The 260-nt window shown below is 44.2% G+C and carries 1 tRNA gene; it reads right to left on the minus strand.

Annotated elements, in window-relative coordinates:
- Positions 1 to 134: 134 nt before the first annotated feature.
- Positions 135 to 211, minus strand: a tRNA-Pro gene (locus EVJ20_RS15105).
- Between the last annotated feature and the right edge of the window lie 49 nt (positions 212 to 260).

Here is a 260-nt window from a genome sequence, read left to right on the forward strand (position 1 = left end):
GTTCGTCCTGAGCCAGGATCAAACTCTCCAAAGAATTTGATATAGCTCTTGAAAATGACGAAGCTTGCGCTTCAATCAAAACTTGTAAAACTTTTTTTGCCTCATCGTTCAGTTTTCAAAGACCAAAAAATAAATGGTCGGGAAGACAGGATTCGAACCTGCGACCCCTTGGTCCCAAACCAAGTGCTCTACCAAGCTGAGCTACTTCCCGTTATAAATGGTGCACCCTGAGAGATTCGAACTCCCGGCCTTTAGATTCG

This window comes from Exiguobacterium sp. SH0S1 (assembly GCF_004337165.1).
Lineage (GTDB): Bacteria > Bacillota > Bacilli > Exiguobacteriales > Exiguobacteriaceae > Exiguobacterium > Exiguobacterium aurantiacum_A.